23 protein-coding genes are annotated in these 26,825 nt (G+C 68.6%); 9 read left to right on the top strand and 14 right to left on the bottom strand.

Features of this window, described 5'->3' with window-relative positions:
• The first annotated feature begins 69 nt into the window (after positions 1-69).
• The 3 genes from KZC52_RS01895 to KZC52_RS01885 all read left to right on the top strand — a co-directional run bounded on the left by KZC52_RS01895 (position 70) and on the right by KZC52_RS01885 (position 4,343).
• Positions 70-1,275: a thiolase family protein gene (locus tag KZC52_RS01895; protein ID WP_247622379.1), complete on the top strand. Its 1,206-nt coding sequence runs from the start codon at positions 70-72 to the stop codon at positions 1,273-1,275.
• Positions 1,275-3,443 carry a 3-hydroxyacyl-CoA dehydrogenase NAD-binding domain-containing protein gene (locus KZC52_RS01890; RefSeq protein ID WP_372491550.1) on the top strand — a complete coding sequence of 723 codons (2,169 nt, stop codon included), beginning with the start codon at positions 1,275-1,277 and terminating at the stop codon, positions 3,441-3,443. Before KZC52_RS01895 ends, KZC52_RS01890 begins: the two co-directional genes overlap by 1 nt.
• A gap of 204 nt (positions 3,444-3,647) precedes the next feature.
• Complete coding sequence (locus KZC52_RS01885; protein ID WP_247622378.1) at positions 3,648-4,343, top strand: SPFH domain-containing protein; 696 nt, start codon at positions 3,648-3,650, stop codon at positions 4,341-4,343.
• 12 nt (positions 4,344-4,355) lie between these two features.
• Here KZC52_RS01885 and dxs read toward each other — a convergent pair whose 3' ends face one another.
• The 5 genes from dxs to dut form a co-directional block, all read right to left on the bottom strand.
• A complete protein-coding gene (gene dxs / locus KZC52_RS01880) occupies positions 4,356-6,296 on the bottom strand; it encodes a 1-deoxy-D-xylulose-5-phosphate synthase (protein ID WP_247622377.1) in 1,941 nt (646 codons plus the stop codon).
• Positions 6,297-6,451: 155 nt separating this feature from the next.
• Positions 6,452-9,286, bottom strand: a complete 2,835-nt coding sequence (locus KZC52_RS01875; protein WP_282185355.1) for an aconitate hydratase — start codon at positions 9,284-9,286, stop codon at positions 6,452-6,454.
• A 154-nt stretch (positions 9,287-9,440) separates the two neighbouring features.
• Positions 9,441-10,187 (bottom strand): DUF3159 domain-containing protein, encoded by a 747-nt coding sequence (locus tag KZC52_RS01870; RefSeq protein ID WP_247622375.1) that lies wholly within the window; start codon positions 10,185-10,187, stop codon positions 9,441-9,443.
• A complete protein-coding gene (locus KZC52_RS01865) occupies positions 10,184-10,771 on the bottom strand; it encodes a DUF3710 domain-containing protein (protein ID WP_247622374.1) in 588 nt (195 codons plus the stop codon). The genes KZC52_RS01870 and KZC52_RS01865 overlap by 4 nt, the downstream gene beginning before the upstream one ends.
• Positions 10,764-11,216 (bottom strand): dUTP diphosphatase, encoded by a 453-nt coding sequence (gene dut / locus KZC52_RS01860; protein WP_247622373.1) that lies wholly within the window; start codon positions 11,214-11,216, stop codon positions 10,764-10,766. The genes KZC52_RS01865 and dut overlap by 8 nt, the downstream gene beginning before the upstream one ends.
• A 12-nt stretch (positions 11,217-11,228) precedes the next feature.
• Here dut and KZC52_RS01855 point away from each other — a divergent pair, with 12 nt between their 5' ends.
• On the top strand, positions 11,229-11,693 hold the full coding sequence (locus tag KZC52_RS01855; RefSeq protein WP_247622372.1) for a DUF3093 domain-containing protein: 465 nt from the start codon (positions 11,229-11,231) through the stop codon (positions 11,691-11,693).
• A gap of 89 nt (positions 11,694-11,782) precedes the next feature.
• Here KZC52_RS01855 and KZC52_RS01850 read toward each other — a convergent pair whose 3' ends face one another.
• On the bottom strand, positions 11,783-12,076 hold the full coding sequence (locus KZC52_RS01850) for a DUF4193 domain-containing protein (RefSeq protein WP_247622371.1): 294 nt from the start codon (positions 12,074-12,076) through the stop codon (positions 11,783-11,785).
• A gap of 198 nt (positions 12,077-12,274) precedes the next feature.
• Here KZC52_RS01850 and sepH point away from each other — a divergent pair, with 198 nt between their 5' ends.
• Positions 12,275-13,360, top strand: a complete 1,086-nt coding sequence (gene sepH / locus KZC52_RS01845) for a septation protein SepH (protein WP_247622370.1) — start codon at positions 12,275-12,277, stop codon at positions 13,358-13,360.
• An 11-nt stretch (positions 13,361-13,371) separates the two neighbouring features.
• On the opposite strand, the gene KZC52_RS01840 is transcribed toward sepH, so the two are convergent.
• Positions 13,372-14,442 carry an alkaline phosphatase family protein gene (locus KZC52_RS01840; protein ID WP_247622369.1) on the bottom strand — a complete coding sequence of 357 codons (1,071 nt, stop codon included), beginning with the start codon at positions 14,440-14,442 and terminating at the stop codon, positions 13,372-13,374.
• A gap of 95 nt (positions 14,443-14,537) precedes the next feature.
• Here KZC52_RS01840 and KZC52_RS01835 point away from each other — a divergent pair, with 95 nt between their 5' ends.
• Positions 14,538-16,979, top strand: a complete 2,442-nt coding sequence (locus KZC52_RS01835) for a DNA gyrase/topoisomerase IV subunit A (RefSeq protein ID WP_247622368.1) — start codon at positions 14,538-14,540, stop codon at positions 16,977-16,979.
• A 12-nt stretch (positions 16,980-16,991) separates the two neighbouring features.
• Here KZC52_RS01835 and KZC52_RS01830 read toward each other — a convergent pair whose 3' ends face one another.
• Complete coding sequence (locus KZC52_RS01830; RefSeq protein WP_247622367.1) at positions 16,992-17,810, bottom strand: alpha/beta fold hydrolase; 819 nt, start codon at positions 17,808-17,810, stop codon at positions 16,992-16,994.
• Between the two features lie 202 nt (positions 17,811-18,012).
• Here KZC52_RS01830 and KZC52_RS01825 point away from each other — a divergent pair, with 202 nt between their 5' ends.
• Entirely contained in the window at positions 18,013-18,249 is a 237-nt protein-coding gene (locus KZC52_RS01825) for a hypothetical protein (RefSeq protein ID WP_247622366.1), read from the top strand.
• A gap of 22 nt (positions 18,250-18,271) precedes the next feature.
• Here KZC52_RS01825 and KZC52_RS01820 read toward each other — a convergent pair whose 3' ends face one another.
• Positions 18,272-20,350, bottom strand: a complete 2,079-nt coding sequence (locus KZC52_RS01820) for a DNA gyrase/topoisomerase IV subunit B (protein WP_372491549.1) — start codon at positions 20,348-20,350, stop codon at positions 18,272-18,274.
• A 179-nt stretch (positions 20,351-20,529) separates the two neighbouring features.
• Between KZC52_RS01820 and KZC52_RS01815 the strand changes: the two genes are divergently transcribed.
• A complete protein-coding gene (locus tag KZC52_RS01815) occupies positions 20,530-20,748 on the top strand; it encodes a DUF7455 domain-containing protein (protein ID WP_247622365.1) in 219 nt (72 codons plus the stop codon).
• A 79-nt stretch (positions 20,749-20,827) separates the two neighbouring features.
• Here the strand turns inward: KZC52_RS01815 and KZC52_RS01810 are convergent, their stop codons facing one another.
• Together KZC52_RS01810 and KZC52_RS01805 are read right to left on the bottom strand one after the other, a co-directional pair.
• A complete protein-coding gene (locus KZC52_RS01810) occupies positions 20,828-21,865 on the bottom strand; it encodes an alanine racemase (RefSeq protein ID WP_247622364.1) in 1,038 nt (345 codons plus the stop codon).
• Positions 21,862-22,566: an alanine racemase C-terminal domain-containing protein gene (locus KZC52_RS01805; RefSeq protein ID WP_247622363.1), complete on the bottom strand. Its 705-nt coding sequence runs from the start codon at positions 22,564-22,566 to the stop codon at positions 21,862-21,864. Before KZC52_RS01805 ends, KZC52_RS01810 begins: the two co-directional genes overlap by 4 nt.
• An 84-nt stretch (positions 22,567-22,650) precedes the next feature.
• Here KZC52_RS01805 and KZC52_RS01800 point away from each other — a divergent pair, with 84 nt between their 5' ends.
• Positions 22,651-23,667 (top strand): sugar-transfer associated ATP-grasp domain-containing protein, encoded by a 1,017-nt coding sequence (locus KZC52_RS01800; protein WP_247622362.1) that lies wholly within the window; start codon positions 22,651-22,653, stop codon positions 23,665-23,667.
• Positions 23,668-23,734: 67 nt separating this feature from the next.
• On the opposite strand, the gene KZC52_RS01795 is transcribed toward KZC52_RS01800, so the two are convergent.
• The 3 genes from KZC52_RS01795 to KZC52_RS01785 all read right to left on the bottom strand — a co-directional run bounded on the left by KZC52_RS01795 (position 23,735) and on the right by KZC52_RS01785 (position 26,781).
• Entirely contained in the window at positions 23,735-24,427 is a 693-nt protein-coding gene (locus KZC52_RS01795) for a coenzyme F420-0:L-glutamate ligase (RefSeq protein WP_247622361.1), read from the bottom strand.
• Positions 24,427-25,671 (bottom strand): RNA polymerase sigma factor, encoded by a 1,245-nt coding sequence (locus tag KZC52_RS01790; RefSeq protein WP_247622360.1) that lies wholly within the window; start codon positions 25,669-25,671, stop codon positions 24,427-24,429. Before KZC52_RS01790 ends, KZC52_RS01795 begins: the two co-directional genes overlap by 1 nt.
• A gap of 168 nt (positions 25,672-25,839) precedes the next feature.
• On the bottom strand, positions 25,840-26,781 hold the full coding sequence (locus KZC52_RS01785) for a proteasome assembly chaperone family protein (protein WP_247622359.1): 942 nt from the start codon (positions 26,779-26,781) through the stop codon (positions 25,840-25,842).
• Positions 26,782-26,825 lie beyond the last annotated feature (44 nt).

The raw sequence follows: 26,825 nt of genomic DNA, 5'->3' as shown, positions 1-26,825 counted from the left end.
GATCCAACCGATTCCTCCCCGTTTCGGGGCCTCCCTAGACTGAGGCCACCGCACAAACTTGGAGGCAGAGTGGCCGAGATCTCGGACGTCTTCTTCGTCGATGGAGTGCGCACCCCCTTCGGGCGCGCCGGCGAAAAGGGCATGTACTGGAACACCCGCGCAGACGACCTCGCCGTGAAGGCGACCATCGGTCTCATGGAGCGGAATCAGGCCGTCCCGGCCGACCGCATCGACGACGTCGCGATCGCCGCGACCTCGCAGACCGGGGATCAGGGACTCACGCTCGGTCGATCCGTGGCGATCCTCGCCGGACTCCCCCAGACCGTTCCCGGCCTCGCGGTCGAGCGGATGTGCGCGGGAGCGATGACGAGCGTGACGACCATGGGCGCCTCGATCGGGGTGGGCATGTACGACCTGGCCCTCGCCGGTGGCGTGGAGCACATGGGTCATCACCCGATCGGCGGCAACGCCGACCCGAACCCGCGATTCGTCGCCGAGAAGATGGTCGACCCCGGAGCGCTCAACATGGGCGTCACCGCCGAGCGCATCTTCGATCGCTTCCCGCACCTCACCAAGGAGCGCTCCGACCGGTTCGGCATGCTCAGCCAGCACAAGGTGCAGGCCGCCTACGACGCGGGCAAGATCCAGCCCGACCTCGTCTCGGTGGCGATCAAGGATGCCGAGGGCGCCTGGGGACTCGCGACCGAGGACGAGGGGCGCCGCCCCCAGACCACGATGGAGGATCTGGCCGCTCTGAAGACGCCGTTCCGCCCGCACGGTCGCGTCACCGCCGGCACCTCCTCGCCCCTCACCGACGGCGCGACGATGTCGCTGCTCGCCGGTGGCGGCGCGGTCAAGGAACTGGGTCTCGCCCCGAAGATGCGCATGGTCTCGTTCGCGTTCGCGGGCGTCCAGCCCGAGATCATGGGTATCGGTCCGATCCCGTCGACCGAGAAGGCGCTGAAGAAGGCCGGCCTGTCGATCTCCGACATCGGGCTCTTCGAGCTCAACGAGGCGTTCGCCATCCAGGTCATCTCGTTGCTCGATCACTTCGGCATCGCGGACGACGACCCCCGCGTCAACCAGTGGGGCGGGGCCATCGCGCTCGGCCACCCGCTCGCAGCCTCCGGTGTGCGCCTGATGATCCAGCTCGCGGCCCAGTTCGCCGAGCGCCCCGACGTCCGCTACGGCCTGACCGCGATGTGCGTCGGCCTCGGACAGGGCGGTTCGGTCATCTGGGAGAACCCGCACTACGACGGCAAGAAGCGGAAGTGATGGCAGGCATGGCGAACACGATCTCCGAACAGTACGCGAACGTCGACTTCGCACCGATCCGGGCGCTCACCGACGGCGAGGTGATCACGCAGTCGCCCGTCCGCGACATCCGCCTGGCGTCGGGAAAGGTGCTCGCGCTCATCACGCTCGACAACGGTCGCGACCACACCCGCCCGAACACCCTCGGGCCCGCGACGCTCACGCAGCTCGGCGAGACGCTCGACGCTCTCACCGCGCGAGCGGCTGCCGGAGAGATCCAGGCGGTCGGTATCACGGGCAAGCAGTACATCCTCGCCGCGGGCGCGGATCTCTCCGACATCGGCAAGGTCGGATCGCGCGACAACGCCCGCCTCATCGCGCAGCTCGGCCACAAGGTGCTGGGCAAGTTCGGCGAGCTCGGCGTGCCCTCGTTCGCCTTCGTGAACGGTCTCGCGCTGGGAGGCGGACTCGAGATCGCGTTGAACTCGACCTACCGCACGGTCGACTCCTCTGCCGCGGCGGTCGCGCTGCCCGAGGTCTTCCTCGGCATCATCCCCGGCTGGGGTGGCGCCTACCTGCTGCCGAACCTGATCGGCATCGAGAACGCGCTCGAGGTCGTCATCTCGAACCCGCTCAAGCAGAATCGGATGCTCAAGCCGCAGCAGGCGTTCGATCTCGGCATCTTCGACGCGATCTTCCCCGCGGCGAACTACCTCGAGAATTCACTGGCCTGGGCCGATGCGGTCCTCGGCGGCAAGAAGGTCGAGCGGAAGAACGAGCCCGGCAAGCTCGAGCGGCTCACCAAGTGGCCGATCGCGATCAAGATGGCGCGCGGCATGCTCGAGTCCAAGATCGGCACCGTGCCGAGGTCGCCCTATGCGGCGCTCGACCTGCTCGACAAGGCCAAGAGCGGCACCAAGGCCGAGGGGTTCGCCCGTGAGGACGAGGCCCTCGCCGATCTCGTCACGGGTGACCAGTTCGCGGCATCCATGTACGCGTTCGACCTCGTTCAGAAGCGTGCGAAGCGCCCCGTCGGCGCGCCGGACAAGGCCCTCGCCAAGAAGGTCACCAAGGTCGGCATCATCGGGGCCGGCCTCATGGCCAGCCAGTTCGCCCTGCTGTTCGTGCGCAAACTTCAGGTGCCGGTGCTCATCACCGACCTGGACCAGGCGCGCGTCGACAAGGGCGTGGCGTACATCCACGAGGAGATCGGCAAGCTCGAGGCCAAGGGCCGCCTCGACGCGGACTCCGCGAACAAGCTGCGCGCGCTGGTCACCGGCACCACCGACAAGAGCCTCTACGCGGACTGCGATTTCGTGATCGAGGCCGTGTTCGAAGAGGTCGGCGTCAAGCAGCAGGTGTTCGGCGAGATCGAGAAGATCATCGCCGAGGACGCGATCCTGGCGACGAACACCTCGTCGCTGTCGGTCGCGGAGATCGGCGCGAAGCTGGAGCACCCGGAGCGTCTCGTCGGCTTCCACTTCTTCAACCCGGTCGCGGTCATGCCGCTGATCGAGATCGTGAAGACGCCGAGCACGTCGGATGCCGCGCTGTCGACGGCCTTCGTCGTCGCTCGCAATCTCGGCAAGAACGCGGTGCTCACCGCCGACGCTCCCGGATTCGTCGTGAACCGCCTGCTGGCGAAGGTCATGGGGGAAGCGGCCCGCGCCGTGTACGAGGGCACCCCGATCGTCGACGTCGAGAAGGCGTTCGGTCCGCTCGGCCTGCCGATGGGTCCGTTCCAGTTGATCGACCTCGTCGGCTGGAAGGTCGCCGCGCACGTCCAGGACACGATGGCGACGGCGTTCCCCGAGCGTTTCTACGCGAACGAGAACTTCCACGCCCTCGCAGAACTGGACGCGATCGTCGAGAAGGACAAGGGCGGCCGGGTCACCGGGTGGACGAAGCAGGCCGAGAAACTGCTGAAGCCCGCCGTGGGTTCCACGCCGGCATCGGCCGCGACGATCCTGCAGCGCGTGCAGGACGGCCTGGCCGACGAGATCAAGCGGATGCTCGACGAGGGCGTCGTCCCGGAGGTGGAGGACATCGATCTCTGCCTGATCCTCGGCGCGGGCTGGCCGTTCATCGACGGCGGCGCCTCGCCGTACCTCGACCGGGAGGGCGCGTCGGATCGTGCCTTCGGAGGATCGTTCCACACCCCGCAGATCCGGGGCGTCGAGAACCGCTGATCACGCGCAGCGGAGGGGGTCGTGCAGCGCGCACGGCCCCCTCCGTCGTTCTCCACGCGCTCGGCTGACGGTCGGTCGTTCCGACCCCGTCCCGTATCCGTCCGGCGGCGGTCGGGCGAACACGCACCGAACAACGCATGAACAGCGCGCCCTCACGCCCGTTCACGGCACTCCGATCGCGGACGAGGGGGCACAGTGGTGTGCATGGACATGCTCCTCTCGATGCTGGGTGGCAAGGGACTCTCGGGTCTGCTCAAGACCGGGACCGCGATCCTCACGATCCTGCTGGTCGTTCCGGCGCTCCTGAAGATCTTCATCGTGACGGTGGACGAGGGCTGGGCAGCGATCCGCACCCGCAACGGCAAGCCGATCATCCGGAACCGCCCGCAGCGGCGTCCGAGCAGTCGCGGCGGTGCTGTCGGCGAAGTGGTCGTGCTCCATCCCGGGTCGCACGGCGCGTTCCCGCTGTTCTACTGGTACAGGCTCGTCGACGTGCGTTGCCGCGCGACCGACCTGCCCGCCCGCGAGATGACGGGAGCGAAGGGGCACCAACATCGCGTCCACGCGTCGTTCGAGTGGAGACCGATCCCCACCGGCCGCGATCTCCGGGTGTTCGAGCTCGACGTCGTGAACGTGAAGGAGCGCGCGTCGAACATCGTCGGCGCAGCCTTGCGTGACGTGATCCGCGGCTTCGACGGTGCGGAGCTCCCGCACAACGACGAGATCAACACCCGAGTCATCGCCGCGAGTGCTGACGAGGTACGGCGAGCCTGCGGCGTCGAGCTCGTGCGCGTCATGGTCACCGGCGATGCGCTCACCGACGGCTACCTGCTGTCGACGGCGCTCCGCGACACCGATCGCGACGCGCAGGCGGTCGCCGCGCTCCACGCGCTCAACTGATCAGCGCGGGTGTCAGCGCTTCTCGTGCAGCGGGAGGTCGATCGTGCCGGTCTCCCCGGCGCTCCGTGCGACGGGGATACGTGTTCCCAGCACCTGCGCGACGACGTCCTGCGCGATCTTCGACGCGGTGAGACCGGCGTCCGCCAGGATCTGCTCCCGTGACGCGTGGTCGAGGAACTCGTCGGGCAGACCGAGCTCGTCGACCGCCGTATCGATTCCTGCCTCGCGCAGCACCTGACGCACGCGCGTGCCGATCCCGCCGACGCGGATGCCGTCCTCCATCGTGATGACGAGACGATGACGTGCCGCCAGGGCGACGATCGACGGCTGCACCGGGATCGCCCAGCGCGGATCGATGACCGTGGCTCCGATCCCCTGGGCGCGCAACCGCTCCGCCACGTCCATGGCCATCGCCGCGAACGGGCCGATCGCCACGATCAGCACGTCTTCGCTCTCGCCTCGCGCGAGCACGTCCACGCCGTCGTGGAGGCGGTCGAGCGCGGGCAGTTCGGCGGCGACCTCGCCCTTCGGGAAGCGGATGACCGTGGGCGCGTCGTCGACCAGGACGGCCTCTTCCAACGCCTCCGTGAGCCGGACGCCGTCGCGCGGAGCCGCGATACGGATGTGGGGCACGATCTGCAGCATCGCCAGATCCCACATGCCGTGATGGCTGGGTCCGTCGGGACCGGTCACCCCGGCACGGTCGAGCACGAACGTCACGCCTGCGCGGTGCAGCGCGACGTCCATGAGCACCTGGTCGAACGCACGCCCCATGAAGGTCGCGTACACCGCGACCACGGGGTGCAGTCCCCCGTATGCGAGACCCGCCGCTGACGCGACGGCGTGCTGCTCGGCGATACCGACGTCGTACACGCGCTCGGGGAATCGCTCGGCGAACGGCGCCAGACCGGTGGGGCGGAGCATCGCGGCCGTGATCCCGATGACGTCTTCGCGGCGCGAGCCGATGTCGACGAGCGCATCGGAGAAGACATCCGTCCATCCGCGACCGCCCGACGAGAGCGTCTCGCCGGTCGCGGGGTCGATCTTGCCGACGGCGTGGAACTGGTCGGCGTCGTCGTCGCGCGCCGGCTGATAGCCGCGCCCCTTCTCGGTGATCGCATGAACGATCACCGGAGCGCCGTAGGACTTCGCGAGCTCGAGAGTCTCGAGGAGGGCGGGGAGATCGTGCCCATCGACGGGCCCGAGGTACTTGATGTCGAGGTTCGAGTACAGGGCCTCGTTGTTCGTGAAGCGCGAGAGGAAGCCGTGCGTTCCGCCGCGGACTCCGCGGAACACGGCGCGCCCCACGGGACCGAAGGCGCGGAAGAGCCGATCGGACTTGTGGTGCAGGTCCTTGTACGCGGCGGCGGTGCGCACGCGGTTGAGGAAGCGCGACATGCCGCCGATGGTCGGGGCGTAGGAGCGCCCGTTGTCGTTGACGACGATCACGAGGTTGCGGTCGTTGTCGTCGGAGATGTTGTTGAGCGCTTCCCAGGTCATGCCCCCTGTGAGCGACCCGTCGCCGACGACCGCCACCACATGGCGGTCGGCGCGTCCGGTGGCCGTGAGGGCGCGGGAGACGCCGTCCGCCCAGCTCAGCGAACTGGACGCGTGCGAGGACTCCACGACGTCGTGCGGGCTCTCTCCGCGTTGCGGATAGCCGGCGAGACCGCCGCGCACGCGGAGACCCGAGAAGTCCTGGCGCCCGGTGAGCAGCTTGTGCACGTACGACTGGTGTCCGGTGTCGAAGATGAACGGATCGTCCGGCGAGGAGAACGTGCGGTGCAGCGCGATCGTCAGCTCGACGACGCCGAGGTTCGGACCGAGATGCCCGCCCGTGCGGGAGACGTTCTCGACGAGGAAATCGCGGATCTCCTGCGCCAGATCGGCCAACTGCTCGGCGCTCAGACCGTCGAGGTCCCTGGGTCCTGAGATGCTCGGAAGAATGGGCATCGGCACCTCCTCACCTGCTGTGTCGTCGGTCGCGGACTCGGTATCCGGGGCCTCATCGATGGTACCGCCAACCCCGGAGAATCCCCCGGGAGGCGCACCCCCTGGCATGACGAAGGGGACCCGGCTACGATGCGCCGGGTCCCCTGTCGGAGTGCTCAGACGAGCGAACGCAGAACGTACTGCAGGATGCCGCCGTTGCGGTAGTAGTCCGCCTCACCGGGGGTGTCGATGCGCACGACCGCGTCGAACTCGACGGCCTGCTTGCCCTCGGGCGAGTGCTCGCTCGGCGTGGCCGTGACGCGCACCGTCTTGGGGGTCACACCGTTGTTGAGCTCTTCCAGGCCCTCGATCGAGACGATCTCGGTGCCGTCGAGGCCCAGCGACTCCCAGCTCTCACCGGCGGGGAACTGCAGCGGGACGACGCCCATGCCGATCAGGTTCGAGCGGTGGATGCGCTCGAAGCTCTCGGTGATGACCGCCTTGACGCCCAGCAGGCTGGTGCCCTTCGCCGCCCAGTCGCGCGACGAGCCGGAACCGTACTCCTTGCCACCGAAGATGACGAGCGGGGTGCCCTGCTCCTGGTAGTTCATGCTCGCGTCGTAGATGTACGACTGCGGGCCGCCCGGCTGCGTGAAGTCGCGGGTGAAGCCACCCTCGACCACGGCACCGTCGTTGACCGCCGACACCATGAGGTTCTTCAGGCGGATGTTCGCGAACGTACCGCGGATCATCACCTCGTGGTTTCCGCGGCGCGAGCCGAAGGAGTTGAAGTCCTTGCGGTCGACGCCGTGCTCGGTCAGGTACTGCGCGGCCGGCGTGCCCGGCTTGATGTTTCCGGCGGGCGAGATGTGGTCGGTGGTGACCGAGTCGCCGAGGGTCGCCATGACACGAGCACCCTGGATGTCCTTCACCGGGGTGAGCTCCATCGTCATGCCCTCGAAGTACGGCGCCTTGCGCACGTAGGTCGAGTCCTCGTCCCACTGGAAGATCGCGTCTTCGGGAGTGGGCAGGCTGCGCCAGCGCTCGTCACCGTCGAACACGGTCGCGTACTGCTTGATGAACTGCTCGCGCGAGATCGACGAGTCGACGATCTCCTGCACCTCGTCGGGCGACGGCCAGATGTCCTTGAGGAAGACGTCGTTGCCGTCACTGCCCTTGCCCAGGGAGTCGTTCTCGAAGTCGAAGTGCATCGAGCCGGCCAGCGCGTAGGCGATCACGAGCGGCGGGCTCGCGAGGTAGTTCATCTTCACGTCGGGGCTGATGCGACCTTCGAAGTTGCGGTTGCCCGAGAGCACCGCGGTGACGGCCAGGTCGTGCGAGTTGATGGCCTCGGAGACCTCCTCGATCAGCGGACCGGAGTTTCCGATGCAGATCGTGCAGCCGTAGCCGACGGTGTAGAAGCCGAGACCCTCGAGGTCCTTGTCGAGACCGGACTTCTCGTAGTAGTCGGTGACGACCTTCGAACCGGGGCCGAGCGTGGTCTTGACCCACGGCTTCTGCTTGAGACCCTTCTCGAGCGCCTTGCGAGCGACGAGACCGGCGGCGATCATGACCGACGGGTTCGACGTGTTGGTGCACGAGGTGATGGCCGCGAGCGTGACGGCGCCGTTGTCGAGGATGTACTTCTCGCCGTCGGGGGTCGTCACCGGAACCGGCTTGGAGGCGTTCGCCGGTGCTCCGCTGTTGATGTGGACCGGACGCGTGGTCGGCTCCTCGTCGCCGGGGGCCTGACCGGGGTCGGACGCCGGGAACGAGTGCTTGGACTCGAGGTCGACGATCGAGTCGGAGGTCGACGGGGTCGCGTATCCGAGGATGTCCTGCTCGAACTGCGACTTGGCCTCCGACAGGAGGATGCGGTCCTGCGGGCGCTTCGGGCCGGCGATCGACGGGACCACGGTCGCGAGGTCGAGCTCGAGGTACTCGCTGAACACGGGCTCCTGCGAGGGGTCGTGCCACAGCTTCTGCGTCTTGGCGTACGCCTCGACGAGCGCGACGGCCTCTTCGCTGCGGCCCGTGAGGCGCAGGTAGTCGAGCGTGACGTCGTCGATCGGGAAGATCGCGGCGGTCGACCCGAACTCGGGGCTCATGTTGCCGATCGTGGCACGGTTGGCGAGCGGCACGGAGGCCACTCCCTCGCCGTAGAACTCGACGAACTTGCCGACGACGCCGTGCTTGCGCAGCTGGTCGGTGATCGTGAGGACGACGTCGGTCGCCGTGACGCCGGCGGGGATCTCACCGCTGAGCTTGAAGCCGACGACGCGCGGGATGAGCATCGACACGGGCTGACCGAGCATCGCGGCCTCGGCCTCGATACCGCCGACGCCCCAGCCGAGCACGCCGAGACCGTTGACCATCGTGGTGTGCGAGTCGGTGCCGACGCACGTGTCGGGGTACGCGCGCAGCACGCCGCCCACCTCGCGGTCGTAGATGACCTTCGCCAGGTGCTCGATGTTCACCTGGTGCACGATGCCCGTTCCGGGCGGCACGACCTTGAAATCGCTGAAGGCCGTCTGACCCCAGCGGAGGAACTGGTAGCGCTCGCCGTTGCGCTCGTACTCGATCTCGACGTTGCGCTCGAGGGCGTTCTCGGAGCCGAACAGGTCGGCGATCACCGAGTGGTCGATGACCATCTCGGCCGGCGAGAGCGGGTTGATCTTGTTCGCGTCGCCGCCCAGGGCCGTGACGGCCTCGCGCATCGTGGCGAGGTCGACGATGCAGGGCACACCGGTGAAGTCCTGCATCACGACGCGCGCCGGCGTGAACTGGATCTCGGTGTTCGGCTCGGCCGCGGCATCCCACGATCCGAGCGCCTCGATCTGCGCCTTCGTGACGTTCGCGCCGTCCTCGGTGCGAAGGAGGTTCTCCAGCAGCACCTTGAGGCTGAAGGGGAGCTTGTCGAAACCGGGCACCGTGTCGATGCGGAAGATCTCGTAGTCGGTGCTGCCGACCGTCAGGGTGCTCTGGGCACCGAAGCTGTTCACCGTGGACACGATTCCGTCTCCTTCTGATCTGATGGAAGCGACAGGCGATTCCATCTTGCTCGCCTGGGAGGGGCCGGGGCTAGCAAGGCGGACCTAACCAGTCTGCGCCTTCGACCCTCCAGGCAGAAGCCCTGCAATTTATCTTGATGTCAAGATAAATCTATCACGCCTCGGACGTGGTCTCCGCCGCCTGCGCCTCACGCTTCTCCGGCGGGTACAGCGCGCGCACGACGAGCCACGTCACGGCGACCATCGGCGCGAACAGCGGCAGCCCCATGATCAGCTTGAGCGTGCCCAGCGCCGTCACCTCGCCCGCGAGGTACAGCGGGAGCTGCACGGCGAGGCGCGCGAAGAAGAGGGCCGACCAGGCCACGCCGAGCCAGAGGAACGCGCGACGCTTGCGACGATCCTGACGCCACGCCATCCCCTCCCCCATGAGGAAGCCCGCGGCGATGCCGATGAGCGACCAGCCGATGAGTGCGGTGACGAGCAGGACCGTGCCGTACGCGGCGTTCGTGATCAGCCCGGGCACGAAGTTGTCCTGCCCGCGCCCGGTGATCAGCGCCAGTGCGGCGGCCGCACCCGCGGCCACCAGCCCGCCGATCGCCGCGGACGGCGGCGACTTCTGCACGAGACGGACGATCGTGAACACGGCGGCGAGCCCCACCGACACCCCGAGGGCGAGGATGAGCGGCTCGGGGCGGATCGTGAACAGAACGACGAACGCCAGACTGGGCAGCACGGACTCGAGGATCCCGCGCCATCCGCCGATCGCCGACCAGACGACCGTGTGCGTGTTCGCACCCTCGGCGGGGTCGACACCGGCGCGGCGCGCCGCTCCGCTGAGCGCCGCGCCGAGGATCTCCGAGGCCGACTGCTCGCGGTCGCCCTGCGGGGCCGCCCCGCTCACGCCGATCCCGGCGTGGCCGGCATCTTCAGCGGAATGAGGTCGCGAGGCGGCATGGGCGAGCCGCCGCGCACGACGACGATCGAACGGAAGAGATCCTCGACCTTCGCGGCGGCGTCGGGGTCGGATGCCGCGGCACCGCCGATCACGCCGCGCAGGAACCACCGCGGACCGTCGATTCCGATGAAGCGCGCGAGGCGGAGCCCGCTGCCCTCGTTCGCGGCGGCGGGCACCTCCGCCAGCAGCTCCTTGCCGAGAGAGCCTTCGCGCTCTTCGACGCGGCCGCCCTGGGCCTTGACCTGGTCACGGAGCTGGACCCGGGTCTCGTCCCAGAGTCCGCCGGAGCGAGGCGCCGCGAAGGGCTGCACCTGCAGCGAGGAATCCGCGTAGTCGAGACCGACGGCGACGATGCGCTTGGACTGCTCCTCGACCTCGAGGCGGAGGTTGAGGCCCTCGCGCGGCAGGATCTTGATGCCGCCGAGGTCGATGTAGGGCCGGACCGGATTCGCCTCGGAGTCGTCGAAGGGGCCGTCGACGGCACGGTTCAGCGGTGCGGACTCCTGGGGAGTGGGGGTGTTGTCAGTCATTGCTCTTCCCTGCCTGATATCCGGTGGATCCGAATCCGCCCTCGCCGCGAACGCTCTCGGGCAGTTCGTCGACCGGGTGGAACACGGCACGCGTCACCGGCATGATGATCAGCTGCGCGATACGATCGCCGACCGCCACATCGTACGCGCTGCGGGTGTCGGTGTTGATCAGACTCACCTTGATCTCACCCCGATAGCCCGCGTCGACGGTTCCCGGCGAGTTCACGATCGATATGCCGTGCTTCGCCGCGAGTCCGCTGCGCGGCACGACGAAGGCGGCGTAGCCGTCCGGCAGCGCGATGCGCACACCCGTGGCCACCAGCGCGCGCTCGCCCGGCTCGAGGCGCACGGCCTCCGCGGCCGTCAGGTCCGCGCCGGCATCGCCGGGATGCGCATAGACCGGCGGCTGAGCGGCGATAATGGGGACATCAACGGAATCGGTCACCCCATGAGGCTAATGCAGAACCCCACCACCGACGCACGATCGCGCTACCGCGAGCGGCTCTCGCCGAGCCTGCGGCTCCTGGTCACGGTCGCGCTCGCCGGCCCCATGGTGGCACTCATCTTCGTCCCGGTCGGCGCGACGGTCGCGCTCGTCGCCGGAGCAGTCGTGTCGGCGCTCCTCGTGGCGCTCTTCATCCTCATCACCCCGGTCGTCTCGGTCGAGGACGGGGTGCTCCGCGCCGGCCGTGCACACATCGACGTCGCCCATCTGGGTGCTCCGCTCGCGCTCACGGGCGACGATGCGAAGGACGCCCGAGGAACCGGACTGCCCGCTCGCGGATGGCACCTGATCCGCGGCGGCATCGACGGCATCGTGGTCGTCCCGAACGACGATCCCGCCGACCCGGTGACCGCCTGGACGGTCTCCACCCGCACTCCCGACCGCCTCGCCGCGGCCATCCGCACCGCGCAGCGCTGAGCGCGCCGCCCGCGATCGAGTACCAGGCACAAACGACAACGCGCCCCTGACCGCGAGGGTCGGGGCGCGTGATTCGTCGCGCTGAGCCGTCAGGCCGCGCATTCCTTGCAGATCGGGCCTGCGGCCTCTTCGTGGTCGAGCTGCGAGCGGTGCTTCACGAGGAAACAGCTCATGCACGTGAACTCGTCCTGCTGCGCGGGCAGCACGACGACGTCCAGCTCGAGGTCGGAGAGGTCGGCTCCGGGGAGGTCGAAGCTGGACGGGTTGTCGGCGTCCTCGTCTCCGGTCGATCCGGAGAGCTTGTCGGGAACGCGCTCCTTCAGGGCTTCGATCGACTCGGAGTCGTCTTCGCTCTTACGGGGGGCGTCGTAGTCGGTTGCCATGCGGTTAGATCTCCACATTCATGGTGCGAGTGGTGGTGCGCCGTCGGGTATTCGGCGGCCATAGTTTGCATGACCGAGAGGCATTTCGCAAATGCCGGTGCGATCGACAGAGCAAACTCGCGGCGCGCCCACGGTATTCCCGCCCGAACCGGGCCACGCGTGACACCATGAATGCACACCCATCAGAGGGGCATTCGCATGGAAAACGTCACCATCGTCGGCACCGAGGCAGGAGTCCTCGTGCTCGCGACCGAGTCTGGCGAGCGGTTCGCGCTGGCCATCGACGACGTGCTGCAGCGGGAGCTGCGCAGGGCGACCCGGCAGGCCGAACCGGCCGCCCAGAAGCTCGCCGCCAGCCCGCGCGACATCCAGGCGCAGATCCGCGCCGGTCTCACGGCATCCGAAGTGTCCGCGCTGCTCGGAATCAGCGTCGACGACGTCGTACGCTTCGAGGCGCCGGTGCTCGCCGAGCGCGAGCACGTCATCGGACAGGCGCTCGCCGTCCCCGTGCTGATCGGCAGCGAAGTCGAACCCGACGCGCAGCCCACGTTCGGCACGGCCATCCGCGCCAAGCTCTCCGATGTCGCGGCGACCGCCGAGCGTTGGGCGAGCTGGAAAGAGGAGTCCGGCTGGATCATCAAGCTGGAGTTCACGGCGAACGAGGTCGATCACGACGCGCGGTGGAGCTTCGATCCCCGCCGCAGCGCTCTGTCGCCCCTGAACGCCGACGCCACCCAGCTCTCCCGCCAGGGGTCCCTCCCCGACGGGCTGATCCCGCGTCTGCGCGCCGTGGAGTCCGACCGCACCTCCTCGCCCTACAAGGACGACAGCCGGTTCGACTCCGGAGCGTTCGGCCCGCGTCTCGTGCCGGCGCCCGAGGTCTCCGTCGAGGAGCCGTCCGCTCCCGAACGATCGAACGCGGCGGCGCAGGCCGCGGCGATCAATCGCGCGCCCGAGACGCAGAGCACGAATCCCGAGACGGCCGATCTGCTGGAGGCGCTCCGTCGTCGCCGCGGACAGCGCGAGGCTTCGCCGGCCATCGACGACGCGCCGACTGCTGAGCAGAGCCCGCCGGCCGCAACCACCGACGACGAGCCGGATCGCAACCTGATCGCGCTCTTCGAGGACGCCTTCGAGCCGGAGCAGTCCGACGAGCCCCGCGCGGATGCTCCCCCGTCCCCGCGTGACCCCTCCGATTCGAACGAATCCTCCTCGCGGAAGCGGCGCCGGAACGCGATGCCATCCTGGGACGAGATCGTCTTCGGAGCGCGCACCGACGAGTGACGCTCGTGGGTTCAGTGCGCGAACGCACCGAGCCCGATCAGCGGAACCTGACGCTCCTCGGGAGTGAGTCCGCCGTGCTGTCCCACCATGCCGCGACCGCGTTGATCGGCGGCAGTGCCGTCGTAGATCGCACCGTTCCCCCGTGGGACGGCGAGCAGGTCGCCCATGCGCGCCGCCGCGGCATCCGCGACCCGCGGTCCGAACAGGCCCGCGGCGATCGCCTCATCCCGTGAGGCGACGTCGGCGAGGCCCGCGAGGTCGGAGCGCCACCGGGCGATGACCTCCTCGGGGTCGGCTGCGGGGTCGAGATAGGCGTGGAGCATGCGCGGCTCTCCCCCGACGTGCCGGACACCCGTCAGATGAGCCTCGTCGAGAACGATCTGCCGCCGTTCGGGAACATCGATCATGCCGTGATCCGACGTGACCAGCACTCCCACGCCGGACGGCACGCGCGCGGAGAGTGCGGCATCGACGTCCTCGAGCGCGGCCAGCCACTCCGCGGAGGCCATCCCGTGCTTGTGCCCCGCCTTGTCGACCTCGGGCAAGTAGCAGTAGACCAGGGAACCGGGGTTCTGTTCGGCGAGGGCGTAGGCGAGACGCACGCGATCGGCCGCACGCGCCTCCGCAGCGAAGGCGGCGCCGCGCATCGTCGCTCGGGTGAATCCGCTCTGCGCATAGGCGGCGAGTCCGACCGCGAACGCCCCGTGCCCGGTCGCTGCCGCACGCTCGAAGATCGTCGGAGCCATCTGCCAGGTCGCGGGGTCGAGCCCCTCACTCTCCCATCCCGTGAGCTGATTGACGAGAAGGTCGCGATCCGGGTCGACGACGCGGTAGCCCATCAGACCGTGCTCGCCCGGCCAGACACCGGTGAGGATGCTCGTCAATGCGGAGGCGGTCGTCGAGGGGAACACCGATGTCGCGACGTCGCGCTTGGTCATCTGCGCCGTCAGGTTGCGCGCATGACCGGCGTGCGCGCGCAGTCCGATGGCACCGAGGCCGTCGATCACGACGAGCACGACCGACGAGGCTCGGGGAAGACGCCCGGCATCGCCGCTCAACGCGGAGAACACGTTGTCCGCCACCCCGACGATGCTCCGGGCTGACGCGGACTCGGACGGTAGCATGAGGGACACCCGAGCCAGTCTGACACAGGCTCCCGCACGCCCTCAGGAACCCCATGCCGAAAACGCCGCCGCCCGAGCCCGTCGAGGAGCGCATCCAGGACATCGATCTCTCCAGCGAGATGCAGGGGTCCTTCCTCGAGTACGCGTACTCCGTGATCTACTCGCGCGCCCTCCCCGACGCCCGCGACGGCCTCAAGCCGGTGCAGCGCCGAATCCTGTACCAGATGGCCGAGATGGGGCTGCGCCCCGACCGCGGACACGTCAAGAGCGCCCGCGTCGTCGGCGAGGTGATGGGAAAGCTGCACCCGCACGGTGACTCGGCGATCTACGACGCACTGGTGCGCCTCGCCCAGGACTTCGCCCTCCGCGTGCCGCTCGTCGACGGGCACGGCAACTTCGGCTCCCTGGACGACGGTCCCGCGGCCGCCCGCTACACGGAGGCGCGCCTCGCCGCTTCCGCACTCGCCCTCACCGAGAACCTCGATGAAGACGTCGTCGACTTCATCCCCAACTACGACGGCCAGTTCCAGCAGCCGGCCGTGCTGCCCGCCGCGTTCCCCAACCTCCTGGTCAACGGCGCGAGCGGTATCGCCGTGGGTATGGCGACCAACATGGCGCCGCACAACCTGATCGAGGTCGTGGCCGCCGCGACGCACCTGCTCGAGAACCCGGACGCGACGACCGAAGAGCTCATGGAGTACGTGCCGGGACCGGACTTCCCCTCCGGCGGGGTCCTCATGGGCCTCGATGGTGTGAAGGACGCCTACACGACCGGTCGCGGCGCGCTCAAGGTGCGCGGGAAGGTCTCGATCGAGCCCCTGGGCCCGCGTCGCACCGGCATCATCGTCTCGGAGCTGCCCTACATGGTCGGCCCCGAGCGGCTGATCGAGAAGATCCGCGATGCTGTCCAGGCCAAGAAGCTCCAGGGCATCAGCGACGTCACCGACCTCACCGACCGCAATCACGGCCTGCGCGTCGCGATCGGCATCAAGACCGGGTTCGATCCGAACGCCGTGCTCGAGCAGCTCTATCGCCTGACCCCGCTCGAGGACTCGTTCAACATCAACAACGTCGCCCTCGTCGACGGCCAGCCCCGCACGCTCGGCCTCAAGGAGATGCTCAGCGTCTACGTGGCCCACCGGCTCGAGGTCATCACCCGCCGCAGCCGCTACCGTCTGGCGCGGCGCGAAGAGCGCCTGCACCTCGTCGAGGGCCTCCTGATCGCGATCCTCGACATCGACGAGGTCATCCAGGTCATCCGATCGTCCGACGACTCCGAGCAGGCCCGCACCAAGCTGCGCGACGTGTTCGATCTCAGCGAGCTCCAGGCCGAGTACATCCTCGAGCTTCGACTGCGTCGACTCACCAAGTTCTCGCGCATCGAACTCGAAGCCGAGCGCGACGCGCTCCTCGCCGACATCGCGGCGCTCCGCGAGCTCCTCGGCAGCGACGCGCTGCTGCGTCAGGCGGTCGCCACCGAACTCGACGCCGCCGCGGACGCCTACGGCACCCCCCGCCGCACGCTGCTCATGAACGCCGCACCGCCGAAGCCCCGCGCGACGAAGGGCGCCGTCGACCTGCAGATCGCGGATGCGCCGACCGTCCTCGTGCTGTCGACGACCGGGCGCGCGGTGCGGGTCGACCTCGTCGACGGACAGGAGCTCACGGTTCCCGCGCGCCGCAGCAAGCACGATGCGATCCTCGCGACGGTCGAGACGACGGTGCGGGCGGAGATCGGCGCGCTGACGAGTGCCGGGCGCGTGGTGCGCTTCTCCCCCGTCGACCTGCCCTCGGTGCCGTCCAGCTCGGTGCAGCTCGCCGCAGGCACGCCGCTGCGCGACTACCTCGGGATCACCACCCGCGGGGAACGCATCCTCGGATTCGTTCGATTCGACAGCGAGACCCCGATCGCGCTGGGGACGGCGCAGGGAACGGTGAAGCGCATCGTCCCGACCTCGATTCCGGTGCGTCCGGACGTCGAGGTCATCGGGATGAAGGCCGGGGACTGCGTCGTGGGTGCCGCGGACGCACCCGACGACTCCGAGGTGGTGTTCGTCACCACCGACGCCCAACTGCTGCGCTTCTCGGCCTCGGCCGTGCGCCCGCAGGGCGCCCCCGCAGGCGGCATGGCCGGCGTGAAGCTCGGGGCGGGCGCATCCGTGCTCTTCTTCGGCGTCGTCGGCGCGGGATCGGATGCCGTCGTGGCGACGGTCTCGGGCGCCGACAGCATCCTTCCCGGCACCGATGCGGGGCGCGCGAAGGTGTCGTCGTTCGAGGAGTACCCGTCGAAGGGTCGCGCCACGGGCGGCGTGCGCGCGCACGCCTTCCTGAAGGGTGAGGACCGGCTGACGGTGGCCTGGGTCGGGGCCAGCCCCGCGCAGGCCGTCGACCCCACCGGCGCCGTACGGAAGCTGCCCGAGTCCGGAGCTCGACGCGACGCCTCGGGTCAGCCGACGGATGGTGTCATCGGCAGTATCGGACGCACGCTGGTCTGATCTCCACCGCGCTCATCGCATCGCGGCGACGAAGCGGTCCTCGGCGAGGATACCCAGGAGTGCGGCGGAGGTCTCGTCCGGCGCATCCCAGGTGACGACGTGTCCGGCGTCGGGAATGACGTACTCGGCGATCCCCTCGGCGTCCGCCCATCGCGGCATGGCTGCGGCGATGTTGCCCGTCCGGTCCTCAGCCCCGCGAATCAATCCGAGGGGCACCGGCGAGCGATAGGCCGGCTCGGGCGCGACCAGGGATACCGTCGCGCGCCAGACGTCGAGGAAGACCGGCTTCGGCATTCGGGCGAACGTCTCCTCGGTGCGCGCGATCGCGGATGCCGACACGGCCGAGGCACGCGCCATCATCCCCGGCAATCGACGAGACGGCACCAGAGCGAGCATCGGAGCGGCGAGACGAAGAGCGAGGCGTTCGACACTCGACAGCGGTCCCGCGTTCCAACTCGCATCCATCACGACCACTCCGCTGACCCGGTCGGGCTGGGCGGCCGCGTACGTCTGGGCGAGGTTGCCGCCGAGCGAATGGCCGACGATGACGGCTCGGTCGATCCGGCGCTCCGCCAACAGGGCCGCGATGTCGCCGAGAGCCGCGTCCGCCGAGAACCGCGCCCCCTCGTCGAGAGAGGACTCCCCATGCCCGCGGAGGTCCGCACGCAGCACACGCAGGCCGGCAGCCGTGAGAGCCTCCGCCTGCGCGTCGAACATGGTGTGGTCCATCCCGGCACCGTGCACGAGCAGCACCGGGTGCCCGTCTCCCCCGCCATCGGCGAAAGCGATCACGGCTCCGGGCCGGTCGAGACGTCGGTCGAGAGCGCTCATGCTCCGACCCTATGACGATCTCGGCGCCGATCGCCTCGCGCGACAGACGGTCGGAGGAGTCGATGATGAACTTGCGACGTGGAGCGACGCGACGCCTCGGGTCAGCCGACGGACGGCGTCATCGGCAGCATCGGACGCACGCTGGGCTGATCTCCACCGCGCTCATCGCATCGCGGCGCGGCCTTTCGGGTAGCCTCGGAGGGTGGGAAAGAAGATCGGACTCATTCTTGCGGGCAGCGTTCTCATCGGAGTCTTTCTCACCTGGATGCTCGCCAAGGGAACGGACGAGGCTCAAGCGTGGATCGATCCGAATCCGTGGCTCGGCTTCGTTGCCTGGGGCCTCGCGTTGCTCTGCCTCCTCGGTGGTGCCGCATTGATCGCTCGCGTCGTGTTCCGCGCGGACGCAGATCGAACGGACGAGGTCGGCCCCTCTCGATGAGCCTTGTTCGCGGAAACGCGACCTAGGCGTCGATCGCCTCGCGCGACAGACGGTCGGAGGAGTCGATGATGAACTCGCGACGCGGAGCGACCTCGTTACCCATCAACAGTTCGAAGACACGACCGGCGGCTTCGGCATCCTCCATGCGGACGCGTCGGAGCAGCCGCCCCGAGCGGTCCATCGTGGTGTTCGCCAGCTGCTCGGCATCCATCTCGCCGAGACCCTTGTACCGCTGGATCGGCTCCTGCCAGCGCTTGCCGGCCTTGCGGAGCTTGGCCAGCAACGCGTGCATCTCCTGCTCGCTGTACGTGTAGATCGTCTCGTTCGGCTTGGAGCCCGGGTTCATGACCACGACACGGTGCAGCGGCGGCACTGCGGCGAACACACGCCCGTGCTCGATGAGCGGCCGCATGTAGCGGAAGAAGAGGGTGAGCAGCAGGGTGCGGATGTGGGCGCCGTCGACGTCGGCATCGCTCATCAGGATCACCTTGCCGTACCTCGCGGCGTCGATGTCGAAGCTGCGCCCCGAGCCGGCACCGATCACCTGGATGATCGATGCGCACTCCGCGTTCGACAGCATGTCGCCGATCGACGCCTTCTGCACATTGAGGATCTTGCCGCGGATGGGGAGCAGCGCCTGGAACTCGCTGTTGCGCGCGTTCTTCGCCGTCCCCAGGGCCGAGTCGCCCTCGACGATGAAGAGTTCGCTGCGCTCGACCTCGTTCGTACGGCAATCGACGAGCTTGGTCGGCAGCGTCGACGACTCGAGAGCGTTCTTCCGACGCTGCGTCTCCTTGTGGGCGCGCGCCGAGACGCGGGCCTTCATCTCGGCGACGATCTTGTCGAGCAGCTGCGTCGCCTGACTCTTGTCGTCGCGCTTCGTGGAGCTGAAACGAGCCGCGAGATCCTTGCGGATCACCTGGGCCACGATCTGGCGCACGGCGGGCGTGCCGAGCACCTCCTTGGTCTGCCCCTCGAACTGCGGTTCGGGCACGTTGACCGTGAGCACGGCCGTGAGACCGGCGAGCACGTCGTCCTTCTCGAGCTTGTCGTTGCCGACCTTGAGGCGACGGGCGTTCTGCTCCACCTGTGCGCGCAGCACCTTCAGCAGCTCCTGATCGAAGCCCTGCTGGTGCGTACCGCCCTTGGGCGTCGCGATGATGTTGACGAACGACCGGGTCGTGGTCTCGTAACCCGTCCCCCACCGCATCGCGATGTCGACCTTGCACACGCGCTCGACCTCGGTCGCCACCATGTGGCCGTCGGCCTGCAGCACGGGAACCGTCTCCTTGAACGTCCCCTCGCCCTGCACGCGCCAGGTGTCGGTCACGGGCGGGTCGCTGGCGAGGTAGTCGACGAACTCCGAGATGCCGCCCTCGTAGTGGTAGCTCGTCTCGACGTTCTCCTCCGCGCGCTCGTCGCGCACGACGATCTCGAGCCCCGGCACGAGGAACGCGGTCTGCCGAGCGCGCGTCTCGAGGTCGCCGAGCTGGAAGGCGGCGTCCTTCGTGAAGATCTGACGGTCGGCCCAATAGCGGATACGCGTGCCCGTGACGCCTCGCGGAGCCTTGCCGACGACCCGCAGCTCGCTCTTCTGCTCGAACGGGGTGAAGGCCGCGTCCGGTCGCTTGCCGTCGCGGTCGTCGAAGAGGCCCGGTTCGCCGCGGTGGAACGACATCGCGTAGGTCTTGCCGCCGCGATCGACTTCGACGTCGAGACGCTCGGAGAGCGCGTTCACGACGGAAGCTCCGACACCGTGCAGACCGCCGGAGGCCGCGTACGACCCTCCGCCGAACTTGCCACCGGCGTGCAGCTTGGTGAAGACGACTTCGACACCGGTCAGACCGGTGCGCGGCTCGACATCGACCGGGATGCCGCGGCCGTTGTCGTGCACCTCGACGCTGCCGTCCGGATGCAGGATGACATCGATCTTCGCGCCGTTGCCGGCGACGGCTTCGTCGACGGCGTTGTCGATGATCTCCCAGAGGCAGTGCATGAGCCCGGGCGATCCGTTCGAGCCGATGTACATACCGGGACGCTTGCGGACAGCCTCGAGGCCTTCGAGCACCTGGAGATGATGGGCGGAATACTCGGCGGTCACAATCTCCGATTCTATGTTCGAATACCCCGCACGGCCCGCCGACACTCCCCGGACCGGCCCACCGCGTGCCGCGCGCGTACGCGGTGAGCGAAACACGCCGTGATCCGGGCATGCTCCCACCCACTCCGTGGTTGTATTGAGCACGCTCCCCAGCGAACCCGAATCGAGGAGGCACCGAGATGAACGCAACGACCGAACGTGAGACCTCCGTGGTCGAGTTCCGCCTGACCGCAGCAGACCGCTGCGACTCGTGCGGCGCGCAGGCCTACATCGCAGCCGAGGTCAACGGCTCCGAGCTCCTGTTCTGCGCCCACCACGGACGCAAGTACGAAGAGAAGCTCCGCGCCATCGCAACGAGCTGGCACGATGAGACCGCGCGTCTCGTCGAGGCCGTCTGACCCCGACTCCACGAAGGCCCTCCCGCGGTGACGCGTCGAGGGCCTTCTGCATACCCTCCCGCGGTTCCGCGTCTCGGCGTCAGACGACGACGCGGCGCACGCGCGCGGTCAGCCGGGTGAGGATCTCCTCGCCCACGGTGTCGATCCGCTCGGCGAGAGTCGTCGCGGACGACTCCCCCCACTCGCCCGCTCCGAAGACGCGCACGACGTCGCCCACCGCAGCGCCCGGCCACCCGGCGACGACGCTCCGGGTGTGATCGATGCGGCGCAGCTCCCGCGCCCCCTGCGGTGTGCCGACGGCGACCCCCGCGAGCGTCGAGGGGATGCCGTCGAAGCTCCCGATCGCGACGACCGCATCGCCGTCGACGACGTCGACCACCGAGGCGGTCAGCGTCGCGACCGGACGGATGCCGTCGAGCTCGGGGCCGTCGGCCGAGCGGACCCCGTAGCAGAACGCGCCGATGCGCGACAGCGTGCCGCGCAGTTCGGGCCGCCACCACGAGGCCGCAGACGCCGTCAGATGGAGGAAGGTCGGAGCGGCACCGGTGTCGCCCACCTGCCGCACGGCCTCGAGGAAGACCGCCTGAGCCTCGTCGTCCTCGGCATCGCTCGCTTCGGCGATGTGGCTCCAGATGCCGACGAGTTCCAGCACGCCTGCCGCCTCGGCCGCCCGCGCGGTGGCGACGGCATCCGCCCAGTCCTCCGGCAGGATGCCGTTGCGATGCAGCCCGCTGTCGATCTTGAGGTGCACGCGCGCACGCACCTCGATCGCCGTCGCCCGGGCGATCACCCGGTCGAGGTAGTCCGCCGTGCCGATGCCCAGATCGACATCGTGCAGCAGCGCCTCGTCGATCTCCGCGTCGGTGGACGTGACCCAGGCGAAGATACGCGCGCCGCCGCCCGCGACCCGCCGCACATCGATGGCGCTGCGCACGTCGAAGCTGCCGATCCAGGTCACGCCGGACTCGATCGCCGTCTCGACCGCCCAGGGCAGCCCATGGCCGTACGCGTCGTCCTTCACGACGATCATGAGCTCGGACGGCGCGATGCGCCGCTGCACCGCCGCGATGTTGGCGCGCAGAACGTTTCCGTCGAGCCGCAGTTCGGGACGCGTCACGCCTCCCACCCCCGATCCGCGTGGATGCCGGCGACGGTGATCAGCTCGGGCATCGTGAGCCCGGTGACCTCCGCCCATCGCGCCAGTCCGGGGGCAGCGGGACCCGTGCCGCCGAAGTAGGTCGCCTCGGTTCCGACCGCGGCATCCGCCCCGCCGAGGTCGACCACGCAGACATCCATCGCGACACGCCCGACGATCGGTCGTTCGCGTCCGTCGATCTCGACGGACGCGCGGTTGCCGAGCGCCCGCATGATCCCCTGGGCGTAGCCGCCCGTGATCAGCGCCACCGTGGTGTCGCTCTCGGCCCGGAACGTGTAGCCGTACGACACCGCATCGCCTGCCCGCAGGCGCTTGGTCGAGAGCACGAGACCGTGCAGGCGCATCACCGCGCGCACCGGCATCACGCCGTCGCGATCGGGAAGGCCGTAGAGCAGTGTCGAGTCGATATCGGCCTCGCCGTCGAGCGTCGCCGCGATTCCCTCGAGAGCGAGCGCCTCGAGCACGCCCGGCGAATCGACGAGCACGCGCTCGGCGCCGACCGCCGTCACCGCGTGCGCGACCGCCAGCACGCCGTGCCCCCAGGCATCGCGTCGCAGGTCGGCGACGTGCCCGCCCGCGTGGAGCGCGGCGGCAGCGCCGGAGGCCAGAGCGGAGCGGGAGATCATCGCCCGCGGCCGGGCACTCGAAGTCGTCTCACGCACGGTTTCCAGCCTATCGGTGTCTCCCAGGAGACGATCGGTGCCCACCGTAGACTGGGGAGAACCCCCTCTCACCTTCGGAGTCACATGTCACGTCTTTCCCTCGCGCCCCGCATCCGCTACCTGATCGGACGCGCACGACGCATCGACGTCGGATCGGTCGTCGAACGCGCGAAAGAGGCGTCGGAGCAGCACCACAAGGCCGTGCCCGCGATCGTCGTCGACATGCTCTGGTCGGCAGCACGGCACAACGTCGGGTTCCAGGACTACATCGACTACGACTTCGCGATGCTGACCCGCGCGGAGCGCGAGACGTACATGACCCACCCCGTCTCCAACCAGCTCTCGCAGCGCTACGACCACCCGGACTTCCGATGGATCTTCCAGGACAAGGTCGAGTTCGACAAGCACTTCTCCGCCCACCTGCACCGGGAGTGGCTGGTGGTCGAGGAGGGCAACGCCGACGCCGTGCGCGAACTCACGCAGCGTCTCGGCACGATCGTCACCAAGGAGCCGGTCGGCCAGGCCGGCACCGGTGTGCACCGATACCACGCGGCCGACATCGAGGACTGGGACGAGTTCCACCGCGGACTCCTCAACAGGGGCGAACTCCTCATCGAAGAGGTCATCCGTCAGCACGACGCCCTCGCCGCGGTCTGCCCCGGCACCGTCAACACCACGCGGATCACGGCGTTCTTCGACGGCGAGAAGGCGCACATCCTAGCGATGGCGCAGAAGTTCGGCCGCGGGGCGGTCAGCGACCAGATGACCTTCGGCGGCTTCTACACGATGCTCGACGAGAACGGCCACGCCGTGGGCGCCGGCTACGACTCGCACGGCCATGTGCACGAGACGCACCCCGACTCGGGCTTCCGGATCGCCGACTTCCAGCTCCCCTACATGGACGAGGTGCGCGCCTTCATCGATCAGGTCGCGCGCGTCGTCCCGCAGGTGCAGTACGTGGGCTGGGACATCGTCGTCTCCCCCGACGGCCCCGTGCTCGTCGAGGGCAACTGGGGTGCCGGCGTGTACGAGAACAAGCCGAGCGTCACCGGCATCCGCACCGGACACAAGCCGCGCTACCGCGAGGTCATCGGCTTCTGAGACGCAGACGAAAGGGCCCCGGATGCCGAAGCATCCGGGGCCCTTTCCGTGTCGTTCTCGCGACCGGTCAGATCTCGCGGACGATGCCCAACGGAGTGGACTCCAGGCCCTGGCCGAGCGGGTTGTCGCCGAGGATCTTGACGAGCCGACGTTCGCCGTCCTTGTCGAGGGTCGATCCGAGGATGTTCCCGCCGATGTCGTTGATGTCGACGACGGCGACCTCCGCCGTGCCGCCCAGCAGCGTCTTGAGGCGTGCAGCGACCTCTCGCGGGTTCTTCGGCCCGAGCACGACCGCCTGGTTGTAGGGCGGGATCGTGTGCTTGGTGGGGCCGTCGATCGCGCGCGCCTTGTCGCCGGCGATGCGGTAGAAGTCACCGCGTCGGCCGAACGCCTTCGTCACTGCGGACACCGCGGCGGCGAAGAGGATGCGCGGGGTTCCGCACTCGCGCAGTGCCATCTCCATCGTCTCCGGCATGCCGAGTCCGATCCCGTAGGGGGTGCGGGTGACGTACTTCGACAGGAAGAGTGCGAGCTTGCGCGGCTGGATCTCGTCGAGACGGTACGAGCGCCCCTGCGTGATCGCCACGATCTTCTCGGTGACGAAGAGCAGATCACCCGGCTGCACGGCGGACGCCGCGTACTCCGTGATGACCTGGTCGATGTCGTCGTCCGGCATCACGACGCGCGTGCGCAGCGGAATGCGCGCGAACGTCTTCCCGTCGACGCTGGTCTCGAGCGCCTTGCCCTCGTTCGCCTGCATCACTCGAGGTAGTCCCGCAGCGACTGCGAGCGGCTCGGGTGGCGCAGCTTCGCCATCGTCTTGGACTCGATCTGACGGATGCGCTCACGCGTCACGCCGAAGGTGTCGCCGATCTGGTCGAGCGTCTTGGGCTGACCGTCGCCGAGGCCGAAGCGCATGCGGATGACACCCGCCTCACGCTCGGACAGCGAGTCGAGCAGCTGCTCCAGCTGGCGCTGCAGCATCGTGAAGCCCACCGCGTCGGCGGGGACCACGGCCTCGGTGTCCTCGATGAGGTCACCGAACTCGCTGTCGCCGTCTTCACCCAGCGGGGTGTGCAGCGAGATGGGCTCGCGCCCGTACTTCTGCACCTCGACGACCTTCTCGGGCGTCATGTCGAGTTCGCGGCTGAGCTCTTCGGGGGTGGGTTCGCGTCCGAGATCCTGCAGCATCTGGCGCTGGACGCGGGCGAGCTTGTTGATGACCTCGACCATGTGCACCGGGATGCGGATGGTGCGGGCCTGGTCGGCCATGGCACGGGTGATCGCCTGACGGATCCACCAGGTGGCGTACGTCGAGAACTTGAAGCCCTTGGTGTAGTCGAACTTCTCGACCGCGCGGATGAGACCCAGGTTGCCCTCCTGGATGAGATCCAGGAACTGCATGCCGCGGCCGGTGTAGCGCTTGGCGAGCGAGACGACGAGACGGAGGTTGGCGCCGAGCAAGTGGCTCTTCGCGCGCTGACCGTCGCGGGCGACCCACTGCAGGTCGAGTCCGAGCTGGCTCGTCTTCTCGGCAGCGGTCATCGCCGACAGCTTCTCTTCGGCGAAGAGACCCGCCTCGATGCGCATCGCGAGCTCGACCTCTTCGGCCGCGTTCAGCAGCGCGACCTTTCCGATCTGCTTGAGGTAATCCTTGACAGGGTCGGCCGTCGCGCCGGTGATCTGCGTCGAGTAGACCGGGACGTCCTCGTCGTCGTTCGACGAGATGACGATCGCGCCGGTCGGCAGCGGCTCGGTGAACTTCGGCTTGCTGTCGTCGTCGTCCTCGTCGTCGCCCGAGGCATCGTCGTTCGCGGCGGCGGGGGCCTCGTCTTCTTCGACGACGTCGTCCGCCTTCTTCTTCTTGACCGGAGCGCGCTTCGCGGCCGCGCGCTTGGCGGCGGTCTTCGGAGCAGCCTTCTCTTCGACCTCGGCCTTCACGTCGAGGTCGGCGTCGTCGGCAGTCTTCTTCGTCCGGGATTTGTTGGTCGTGGCAGGAGTCACGTTTCGCCTTTCACGGAGCGGCAGAGCCCCTCCGGGACATTTCGGACACTAGTAAGACCCTTGTCAAGTCCGCTCCCCGGAAGGAACGATTGACAACGGGTCAGACACCCAGTATCGCACACGCAGAAGGATGCGGGTGCATTCGCGCCGAGATCGTCGCGTCGAACGTCACCCGCGCCCCGACTTGTCGTCGTCTCCCGACGGCCGAGAGGCGAGGTAGCGCTCGAGTTCGGCGGCGAGCTCGTCGGCGCTGGGGAGGTCGCGCTCGTTGAAGCCGCCCTCGTCGTAGCTGCCGTCCTCGGGGTTGCGGCCGGCCATGTAGGCGTCGTAGCGACGCTCGAGGTTGTGCACCATCTGCTGCAGTTCCTCGTTGCCGATCACCTGCTCGTCGATCTTGGCGAGGTAGTCCTCGCGGCGTTCCTGGATCTCGTCGAGCATGAGCACGAGCCCGGTCGACGCCATGAGCTTCTCGGCCGCCGCGATCACGGCGTTCGGGTTCTCGGTCTCGGCGAGGTAGTGCGGCACGAGCAGCACGAACCCGACGGCGCGATCGCCGCGCTCCGCGAAACGGAACTCCAGGAGGTGGCCGGCCGTCGCCGGCACCTGGGTGCGCGGGCGCCACACCGAGTGCACGACGCTGAGGTCGCGACGGTTGCCGCTGACGGTGGTTCCGATCGGGCGCGTGTGCGGCACCGGCATCGCGATCGAGTGCACCCAGTTCAGTCCGGAGACCTCGAACTCTGTGGCGAGGTCGAGCACCGTGCGGGCGAAGGCGTTCCACGCGAAGTCGGGCTCGTATCCGGCGAGCAGCAGGAACGGCTGCCCGAGGGCGTCGGTCGCGAGGGAGAGCTCGAGCTTGGCGGGGCGGAACTGCGTCAGGTGATCCTGATCGAACGAGATCACCGGACGGCGGGCGCGGTAGTCGAGCAGCACGTCGTTGTCGAACACCACGACGGGCTGCGGGTCGGCGGTCTCGCGGAGGTGCTCGATGAGTCCGGAGACGGCGTTGCCCGCATCGGTGAAGCCGGTCAGCAGCATGACCAGCGGAAGTCCGGGCGGCACCGCCGGAGCGTTCGCGACTCGTTCGTGGATCTCACCGGAGAAGGGCATTCCTCCATGCTACGAGCACGGCGGCGCGCAGGGGCTGGCGGGGT

This window comes from Microbacterium galbinum (genome assembly GCF_023091225.1).
Lineage (GTDB): Bacteria > Actinomycetota > Actinomycetes > Actinomycetales > Microbacteriaceae > Microbacterium > Microbacterium galbinum.
Note: the sequence above shows the minus strand (reverse complement) of the source record. Positions and strands in the feature narration are given on the sequence as shown.

Bases quoted from the DNA above. Each gene is read 5' to 3' on its own strand.
- KZC52_RS01795 (WP_247622361.1), bottom strand. From the start codon at position 24,427: ATGCAGGCGAACGAGGGCAAGGCGCTCGAGACCAGCGTCGACGGGAAG.
- KZC52_RS01800 (WP_247622362.1), top strand. From the start codon at position 22,651: ATGTCACGTCTTTCCCTCGCGCCCCGCATCCGCTACCTGATCGGACGC.
- KZC52_RS01855 (WP_247622372.1), top strand. From the start codon at position 11,229: ATGCAGAACCCCACCACCGACGCACGATCGCGCTACCGCGAGCGGCTC.
- KZC52_RS01785 (WP_247622359.1), bottom strand. From the start codon at position 26,781: ATGCCCTTCTCCGGTGAGATCCACGAACGAGTCGCGAACGCTCCGGCG.
- KZC52_RS01815 (WP_247622365.1), top strand. From the start codon at position 20,530: ATGAACGCAACGACCGAACGTGAGACCTCCGTGGTCGAGTTCCGCCTG.
- KZC52_RS01850 (WP_247622371.1), bottom strand. From the start codon at position 12,076: ATGGCAACCGACTACGACGCCCCCCGTAAGAGCGAAGACGACTCCGAG.
- KZC52_RS01830 (WP_247622367.1), bottom strand. From the start codon at position 17,810: ATGAGCGCTCTCGACCGACGTCTCGACCGGCCCGGAGCCGTGATCGCT.
- KZC52_RS01890 (WP_372491550.1), top strand. From the start codon at position 1,275: ATGGCAGGCATGGCGAACACGATCTCCGAACAGTACGCGAACGTCGAC.
- KZC52_RS01835 (WP_247622368.1), top strand. From the start codon at position 14,538: ATGCCGAAAACGCCGCCGCCCGAGCCCGTCGAGGAGCGCATCCAGGAC.
- KZC52_RS01865 (WP_247622374.1), bottom strand. From the start codon at position 10,771: ATGACTGACAACACCCCCACTCCCCAGGAGTCCGCACCGCTGAACCGT.
- KZC52_RS01885 (WP_247622378.1), top strand. From the start codon at position 3,648: ATGGACATGCTCCTCTCGATGCTGGGTGGCAAGGGACTCTCGGGTCTG.
- dxs (WP_247622377.1), bottom strand. From the start codon at position 6,296: ATGCCCATTCTTCCGAGCATCTCAGGACCCAGGGACCTCGACGGTCTG.
- sepH (WP_247622370.1), top strand. From the start codon at position 12,275: ATGGAAAACGTCACCATCGTCGGCACCGAGGCAGGAGTCCTCGTGCTC.